The organism is Litchfieldia salsa, assembly GCF_900104555.1.
In the GTDB taxonomy this organism is placed as follows: domain Bacteria; phylum Bacillota; class Bacilli; order Bacillales; family Bacillaceae_L; genus Litchfieldia; species Litchfieldia salsa.
Map to the genome: position 1 here is coordinate 1 of NZ_FNJU01000029.1, position 7,841 is coordinate 7,841.

Sequence of the window (7,841 nt, forward strand, 5' to 3'; positions counted from 1 at the left end):
CCCTCGGGGTCATAAGTCAAAACACTACGGAAAACAAGATTTCCTACGTGTTTCGCCTTATGCCTGCCTGAGGCTGAACAAGGCGCTTCCGCTTTTCTTTTTTTGGAAAATAACTGGAAAAGAGAGAATGGAAATAAATTGACAGGGTAATATAATATTAACAATTTACTTATATGGTTATATCTTTTTTAGAAGATTGAATCAAGTAAACCATCCTTTAAATAAGCACTGTTACTAACCTAAGAGCAAGGAGTTCACCAATGAATAACTACGCATCCAATAATCATCCAAGACGCTTTCGGGCACACGTGAGCTTCTTAGGGACAACTCAACTTTATTCAAGAAATCCCTATGTAGTTGCTTGGTGGTCAGCAGCTTTTTCAGGTTTGGGGCATTTCATGTTATCTAAGTATTTAAGTGGGGCTTTATTATTTACCTGGGAAGTACTCATTAATTATCAAGCGAAAATCAATCTGGCAATGGTGTATACTTTTTGTGGGAAAATTGAATTGGCAAAAGAAACCCTTGATACAAGGTGGATGTTAATGTATATTCCAGTCTACTTATTTGCTATTTGGGATAGCTACCGAACAGCAGTGAGTATGAACAATGTTTCCGTTTTAGCTAGTAGAGAGGATACTCTGTTTAATACGTTCAGTATCAATCCGTTTGAATTGAACTTTATAGAGAAGAGGGTGCCAATCATGGCTGTGCTATGGTCAGTATTTACGCCAGGATTAGGACAATTATATCTTCACCAAATTCTCTCAGGATTCTTTTTCTTAGTATGGACAATTATCTTTTTTTATTTTTCACATTCTCTGGAGGCAATCCAAATGTTATTCGTAGGGAATATCGAGGGTGCTAAATCTGTCTTAGATAAACAGTGGTTCTTATTTATCTACTCTTTGTATGGATTTGTGATTATTGATTCCTATGCAAATACTGTAGAGAATAATAAACTATTTGATCACGAACAATCCCGATACTTAGTTGAACATTATCAATCCCGAGAATTTAAAGTACTTAAAGGAAAAGTGGTGCATTAACATAATGCAGTTTTTTTCGAGCTTTGAACATACAGTTCATTTAGAAATGGTCATTTCTGCACTGGAGGAAAAGGGGATTAAAAAAGAGCATATCTTCGCAGTCCCATTAAAAAGTCGACGAAAAGAACAACAATTTTTCGACTCTATTCACTACTCAGATGGTATATCGTTCGTTAATAAAGGATCAATCTTAGCTACTGCATTTGCTGTAATTGGAGCAAGTAGAGGCTTTGTATTAGAATGGGGTCCAATTTATTGGGGACTAATTGGAGCTGTTAGTGGTTTCTTCTTAGGTCTACTTATTGATTTATTCATCTACAGAGTCATGAAAAAAAAACGACCTCTCAAAAGAGGGAAAACGACAGAAATTATCTTAATCATTGATTGTGAACCATACGAAGCGCAACTGGTTGAACACTTACTATGGCATCATCAAGCACTTGGAGTAGCCAAAGTTATAAAAGCCTAACTACGGGTGCCAGGCACCAACCTAGGTATTTTTATTCACAATGGTCGCAAAAAAGATTGAAAATAGGATAAAATCTGGTAAAATAATAGTACATAAGCTTTAGTGAATTAAACGAAAAGGCAAATCTATTGAAAAGTAGAGACGCAAAGCTTCAGATCTAAGGTCAATTTTGACTATGATGGCTGGGTTACCGAATCATAATATAGAGATATATTTTTAGGGTGACCTTATTTAGCATCATTCTTTACAGACCTTTTATAGGGAAAAGTCTGTAAAGAATGATTGTCTATGGAGGTCGCCTTTTATTTTTCACCCAAGAGAATTCATTTATGTAAATACAATTGCATGAAAAGAGGATGGGGTATTTTGAATAAAGAATTAATTGCTAAGATTGTCGAAGGGGATTTAGGCGAGTTAGCAAGAACCCAATTGGAAAATAAAACCCAAAAGCTGATCAATCAGTTATTGGAGTCGGAATGTCCATTTTTATTAAAGCCGTTACAAGTGGACAGAAAGGGTTTTACAGTTGAACAGTATGCACAAGAGTTTTCTGAGGTTAGTGATCGAGTCATCTTAGAAGCAATTGAAAAAGAGAATTTAAAATTTATATCTGGGAAATTACAGTTTTCCTTGGACAGTTGTGAAAATAAAATGATCGTGGATTTAAGTTCTTTTTTTGAAGGAAATGACGGAGAGTGGATTGTTAAGTCTGCTTGTATTCATGCAGTTTCATCTGTATTAAATGATGAGGGTCTTAATGAGCTTGTTGAGGAAAGACTTGTCGAGTATTACATTACACCTCCTGGTTATGAAAGTAATTATCCAATATAGTTGATGATACTCTGAAAAATAATTTTAAAAGTTTGTTTAAAAGATTCATAAGTTGGTAATACTAGTTTACTAGGAAGTTAAATTGAGGTTGTGTTTCTTTAGAAGCAGTTCCTTAAAAGGAGAGTGTGACAATGAAGATTGAGTTGCTAATACCAGAGGTTCTCCCGGAGCAATTAGATGATTTTCTAGCACTGTTATTATCACTTATGTCAGAAGTATAAAATAAATTCAATAGATGTTATAAGCGTACTTTGGCCGCTCAGGTCAAGGTACTTTTTTCGTTACTATTTACCATTTAATCGGACTTGTATTTATAATATAATACATAGTGTTCCCATAAAACTAATTATACTAAAATAATAATAATTCTTGTGAAATAGTGCGCATGATTACGTGAATTATTTAACAAAGTATTACCTATAAGTATAGTGGAATATTGAATTGACGGGGAATTCAGATGGTTTAATTTTGACAGACTAATGAATTAACCAAGTAGATTTTTTATTAAGTTTGGATTTTGTCAAAAAATCTACACATTTCCGTCATATATCAGCATCGTTTTGAGTGTAAGATAGAATTTGTAAGAGAAAGTGTAAGATATATCACTTTTCAGCATAAAAGACTATGCTATAATCTTTTCTTTTTATTATTTGCTTTCTTGAGTTTACTTACAGAGAAAAAAAGTGATTTTAAATGCAGGGAGGAGCGACATTACATGAAATCTTTTCGTTATATAATGTTTTCGATACTATTAGTAGCAGTCTCATCAGTGCTTTCTGGATGTGAAAAGCTACTTATCTTTGATCCACAAGGACCAGTCGCAAAGAGTCAGGCTGATCTGATTATATTTTCCATCATCTTTATGTTGGTTATTGTAGTTGTGGTTTTTGTGTTATTTGGATACATTATTTGGAAATATCGTGAGACTAATAGAAACAAAGATTACGAGCCACCACATGAACATGGGAGTAAACTGTTAGAAGCGCTTTGGATTGGAATTCCTATTGTGATTGTCATCGCTCTTACAATTCCGACGGTTATTACAACGTATGAACTTGAGGAAATACCTGAAGGGTATGAGAATGTAGAACCAATTACCATACACGTTACATCAGCTGATTGGAAATGGATTTTTAGTTATCCAGAGCAAGATATTGAGACGGTTAACTACTTTAATATCCCAGCTGGCGTTCCAGTTCAGTTTAAAATGACATCTACCGGTACGATGCAGTCCTTCTGGGTACCTGCGTTAGGTGGACAAAAATATACGATGGCTAACATGCAGACAGAGCTTTACCTTTTAGCAGATAGACCTGGTTCATACATTGGTCGTAATACAAGTTTTAACGGTGAAGGTTATGCGCATATGGAGTTTGAGGTTGAAGCACAAACTCAGGAAGATTTTGATAAATGGGTTTCTGAAGTTAAAGCAACAGCTTCAGACTTAACAGAAGAAAAACACTACGAGATTATTGAACCAGGCCTTGTTGGTCGTATGACTTTTAATGGTACCCATTTAGAATGGATTGATCATTCAGAATCGGAATACCACAATCATGGTGGAGAGTCTCATGATGAACATGGTAGTCATTCTGAAGAAGATACACATGAAAACCATGAAGACCATGGAGATCATGGAGATCATGACAATCATGACTCACACTAACAGGAGGGATTAAAGAATGGGAGTACTAGGTGCAGGCACAGGACATCAGTTTTTTGTCACAGGAGATCCCCTTATTTTAGCATCACAGATTGCCATTGGATTAACGATTCTCGGAATCGTCGGTGGTTTAACATATTTCAAAAAATGGCGTTGGTTGTGGACCGAATGGTTAACAACTGTTGATCATAAACGTATTGGTATTTTATATATCTTAGCGGGAGTATTAATGTTCTTCCGTGGTGGGGTAGACGGTTTGATGATGAGATTACAAACATCACGGCCAGAAATGGAATTCTTAAATTCTCAGCATTATAATGAGATTTTTACCACTCATGGAATTGTTATGATTTTATTCGCGGCGATGCCTTTGCTGATTGGTATTATGAATGTTGTCTTACCATTGCAACTTGGAGCTCGTGATGTTGCGTTTCCTTGGTTAAATGCATTAAGCTTTTGGTTATTTTTCGTAGGTGCGATGTTATTTAACATCTCATTTGTTATCGGTGGTTCTCCTGATGCGGGGTGGACATCATATTTTCCACTCGCAGGTAAAGAATTTACACCGGGTATCGGTAATAACTATTACGCAGTTGCCCTGCAAATTGCCGGGATTGGTACATTAGCAACAGGAATTAACTTTATCGTAACAGTATTGAAAATGAGAGCACCAGGTATGACATTAATGAAAATGCCAATGTTTGCTTGGACTTCATTTATAACATCAGTAATCATTGTTGCTGCCTTCCCAATTTTTACAGTAGCATTATTATTGATGACAATGGATCGTTTGTTTGGGACTCACTTCTTTACTGTAGCAGCTGGTGGGGAGCCAATGCTTTGGTTAAACTTATTCTGGTTATGGGGACATCCTGAGGTTTATATCGTTGCTTTACCAGCATTCGGTATGTTCTCAGAAGTTATTTCAACTTACTCTCGTAAAAATCTATATGGTTATACAACAATGGTTTGGTCAATCATTACGATTGCATTCTTATCGATGATCGTATGGGTTCACCATTTCTATACAATGGGATCAGGACCAGCAGTTAACTCATTCTTCTCGATTACAACGATGTTAATCGCCGTTCCAACCGGGGTGAAGATCTTTAACTGGTTGTTTACGATGAGAAAAGGTCGGATTAAATTTTCAACTTCAATGTTGTGGGCTTTAGCATTTATTCCATGTTTCACAATTGGTGGGGTTACAGGGGTTATGCTAGCAATGGCAGCAGCAGATTATCAATATCACAATACAATGTTCCTAGTGGCGCATTTCCACTATGTATTAATTCCAGGAGTAGTGTTTGCCGTGTTTGCAGGACTTTACTACTGGTGGCCGAAAATGTTCGGATTTACACTTAATGAAAAAATCGGTAAATGGCATTTCTGGTTATTCGTTGTTGGATTTAACGTAACATTTATGCCAATGTTCTTTGTTGGATTAGATGGTATGTCACGTCGTATGTACACTTATTCTGAAGGCTTAGGATGGGAAAACCCGTTAATGCTTTCATTTATCGGTTCACTAGTTTTAGCTGCAGGATTTGCTGCATTAGTATACAACATTTACTGGAGCTTCCGTTATGCTCCACGTGGTGTAGATCATGATCCATGGGATGCTCGTACACTTGAGTGGGCTACTGCATCACCAGTTCAAGCTTATAACTTTGCTAAAATTCCAGAAGTAAACTCAACTGAAGCATTCTGGGATATGAAAAAAGAAGGTACGCATACGCTTAAAGAAAGTGAAATTGAAAAGATTCACTTACCTAGCAACTCTGGAGTGCCGTTCTTAATGAGTGTTGCCTTTGGAATTGTCGGCTTCTTCTTAGTCTTTGAATGGTTTATACCAGCTGCGATCGCATCAGTTCTTATTATAATAGGTCTGATTGCACGCTCATTTGATTATGATGAAGGCTTCTATGTAAGTGTCGAAGAAATCACTAAAACCGAGAAAAAATGGAGAGGTGATTTATAATGGCTGGAAAAGTTGATACTTCATTACCACTTGAATATCAAAAGCACCAAGATCAGATGAATATTCTTGGCTTCTGGATTTTCCTTGGTGCGGAAATCGTCTTATTTTCTACCTTGTTCGCAACTTACTTTATCTTAGTAGACCGAACAGCTGGTGGGCCTTCTGGGGCAGACTTGTTCCATGTGAAGGAATTAATGATCAATACTTTTCTACTTTTAACAAGTAGCTTTACAGCAGGACTTGCGATCCGTGAAATGCGTAATCACAATCTTAAAGGATTACTTTTATGGTTTATCATTACGCTTGTTCTTGGACTTGGGTTCCTAACTGTTGAAATATATGAGTTTAATTTATTTGTTCACGAAGGTGCTGCAATTGGTACAAGTGCTTTTACATCAGCTTTATTTACCTTACTTGGAACACATGGAGCTCACGTAACACTTGGTGTCGGTTGGGGAGTCTTGATTATTATGCAGCTTTTAAAAAGAGGACTAACACCTACTACAGCACGAAAAACATTTATTTTCAGTCTGTACTGGCATTTCCTAGACGTTGTTTGGATTTTCATCTTCACATTCGTCTACTTGAAAGGGATGGTGATGTAATATGAAGAAGCATGACACAGGCTTTCCGTATCGTCATGTAGCTGGGTATTTACTATCACTCATCTTGACATTGCTTGCATTAGTTGTTGCGCTTAAAACTGATTTTTCTGGTACTACAAAGATGTATATCGCTGGAGCCTTGGCTTTCTTCCAAGCAGGACTTCAATTAACAATGTTCATGCATGTGAGTGAGGGTGCTGAAGGTAAAATTAATATCATTAACATGGCATATAGTATCTTCCTTGCAGCTGTCATTGTAATCGGAAGTATCTGGGTATTAACTTCTGGGCATGCGGTTGGATAAATAAATAAAAGAGCCTTTGATAAGGCTCTTTTATTGGAAAACGATTGTGAGAAAGAGAGTGCTTTTACTTCCTTTGTAAAAGTAACAACTCTTGATCATGATCGTTTTTTTATTGTTGGCTGTTTTTTTTGTATAAAGCCGCAGGCTGAATACACTCCGCGTCAGGCGGGTGACCAGTGAGCCTCCTCGTCGCTAAGCTCCTGTGGGGTCTACTTTGGCCACTGGTCCCGCAGGAGTCTCCGTGTATTCAGACTGCTAGATACTATCTTTTTATATTCAGAGAAAACAGCCTATTTATATGTTTATGGTTATCTATATTTGATTAAATTGTTTGATATGCTATGGTGTCAGTTAACTTCGCCTTTAGCTCTGTCAGCATATTCTTCGATCAAGCATAAAAATAGACCGAAGCCAAAGAATACCATTGATGCATAAATAATTCCGCCGCCTAGAAGGGTTACAAATGACGTAGCGTTGAATCCGCTTACAATAAAACTGATCATCATCGAGATAAGACCGATTGAAATACCTATTGTTGAGATCCTGCGTACCGTTTTCATTTTTTCTGCGTTTGCTCCAACCATCGTTACCAACTCCTTATACTTAATATTCTATACTTTGTCACAAAATTGTCAATCTTTTTTACTATTTTATTCACAATTAGAAAAAATAGTGATGATTTATGAAAATAAATATTGTCTATTTATTTGTGTTGTGGTATTAGTGATGGCTTCTTCCATAGAGCCAGAACCATAATCCCACGAAAACATCGAGGAATCCCACGAAATCCAAGTGGAATCCCGCGAAAGATCGAAGGAATTCCACGAAACAAGGTTCCACGCAAAGAGCCAGAACCATAATCCCGCGAAAACATCGGGCAATCCCACTAAATCCAAGTGGAATCCCGCGAAAGAACGAAGGAATCCCACGAACCAAGGT

Annotated in this window: 9 protein-coding genes and 1 riboswitch; of the genes, 7 read left to right on the plus strand and 2 right to left on the minus strand. The window is 36.9% G+C overall.

The features are described from left to right. Positions 1 to 260 precede the first annotated feature (260 nt). The 7 genes from BLQ56_RS23015 to qoxD all read left to right on the plus strand — a co-directional run bounded on the left by BLQ56_RS23015 (position 261) and on the right by qoxD (position 6,902). Positions 261 to 1,049: a hypothetical protein gene (locus BLQ56_RS23015; protein WP_090859980.1), complete on the plus strand. Its 789-nt coding sequence runs from the start codon at positions 261 to 263 to the stop codon at positions 1,047 to 1,049. 4 nt (positions 1,050 to 1,053) lie between these two features. Beyond that, a complete protein-coding gene (locus tag BLQ56_RS23020; RefSeq protein ID WP_090859982.1) occupies positions 1,054 to 1,518 on the plus strand; it encodes a hypothetical protein in 465 nt (154 codons plus the stop codon). Positions 1,519 to 1,626: 108 nt separating this feature from the next. After that, positions 1,627 to 1,713, plus strand: a riboswitch (cyclic di-GMP riboswitch). 171 nt (positions 1,714 to 1,884) lie between these two features. Further along, positions 1,885 to 2,349, plus strand: coding sequence for a hypothetical protein (locus tag BLQ56_RS23025; protein ID WP_090859984.1), 465 nt, complete (start codon positions 1,885 to 1,887; stop codon positions 2,347 to 2,349). Positions 2,350 to 3,064: 715 nt separating this feature from the next. After that, complete coding sequence (gene qoxA / locus BLQ56_RS23030; protein WP_090859986.1) at positions 3,065 to 4,015, plus strand: cytochrome aa3 quinol oxidase subunit II; 951 nt, start codon at positions 3,065 to 3,067, stop codon at positions 4,013 to 4,015. A 16-nt stretch (positions 4,016 to 4,031) separates the two neighbouring features. Further along, entirely contained in the window at positions 4,032 to 5,993 is a 1,962-nt protein-coding gene (gene qoxB, locus BLQ56_RS23035; protein ID WP_090859988.1) for a cytochrome aa3 quinol oxidase subunit I, read from the plus strand. Next, positions 5,993 to 6,598: a cytochrome aa3 quinol oxidase subunit III gene (qoxC, locus tag BLQ56_RS23040; RefSeq protein ID WP_090859990.1), complete on the plus strand. Its 606-nt coding sequence runs from the start codon at positions 5,993 to 5,995 to the stop codon at positions 6,596 to 6,598. The genes qoxB and qoxC overlap by 1 nt, the downstream gene beginning before the upstream one ends. 1 nt (position 6,599) lies before the next feature. Continuing rightward, on the plus strand, positions 6,600 to 6,902 hold the full coding sequence (gene qoxD / locus BLQ56_RS23045; protein ID WP_090859992.1) for a cytochrome aa3 quinol oxidase subunit IV: 303 nt from the start codon (positions 6,600 to 6,602) through the stop codon (positions 6,900 to 6,902). A 347-nt stretch (positions 6,903 to 7,249) separates the two neighbouring features. On the opposite strand, the gene BLQ56_RS23050 is transcribed toward qoxD, so the two are convergent. After that, positions 7,250 to 7,486, minus strand: a complete 237-nt coding sequence (locus BLQ56_RS23050; protein WP_090859994.1) for a hypothetical protein — start codon at positions 7,484 to 7,486, stop codon at positions 7,250 to 7,252. Between the two features lie 96 nt (positions 7,487 to 7,582). Further along, on the minus strand, positions 7,583 to 7,841 hold a 259-nt coding region (locus BLQ56_RS23770), incomplete at its 5' end, for a hypothetical protein (protein WP_204381099.1).

Bases quoted from the DNA above. Each gene is read 5' to 3' on its own strand.
- BLQ56_RS23015 (WP_090859980.1), top strand. From the start codon at position 261: ATGAATAACTACGCATCCAATAATCATCCAAGACGCTTTCGGGCACAC.
- BLQ56_RS23020 (WP_090859982.1), top strand. From the start codon at position 1,054: ATGCAGTTTTTTTCGAGCTTTGAACATACAGTTCATTTAGAAATGGTC.
- qoxA (WP_090859986.1), top strand. From the start codon at position 3,065: ATGAAATCTTTTCGTTATATAATGTTTTCGATACTATTAGTAGCAGTC.
- qoxB (WP_090859988.1), top strand. From the start codon at position 4,032: ATGGGAGTACTAGGTGCAGGCACAGGACATCAGTTTTTTGTCACAGGA.
- qoxC (WP_090859990.1), top strand. From the start codon at position 5,993: ATGGCTGGAAAAGTTGATACTTCATTACCACTTGAATATCAAAAGCAC.
- qoxD (WP_090859992.1), top strand. From the start codon at position 6,600: ATGAAGAAGCATGACACAGGCTTTCCGTATCGTCATGTAGCTGGGTAT.
- BLQ56_RS23050 (WP_090859994.1), bottom strand. From the start codon at position 7,486: ATGGTTGGAGCAAACGCAGAAAAAATGAAAACGGTACGCAGGATCTCA.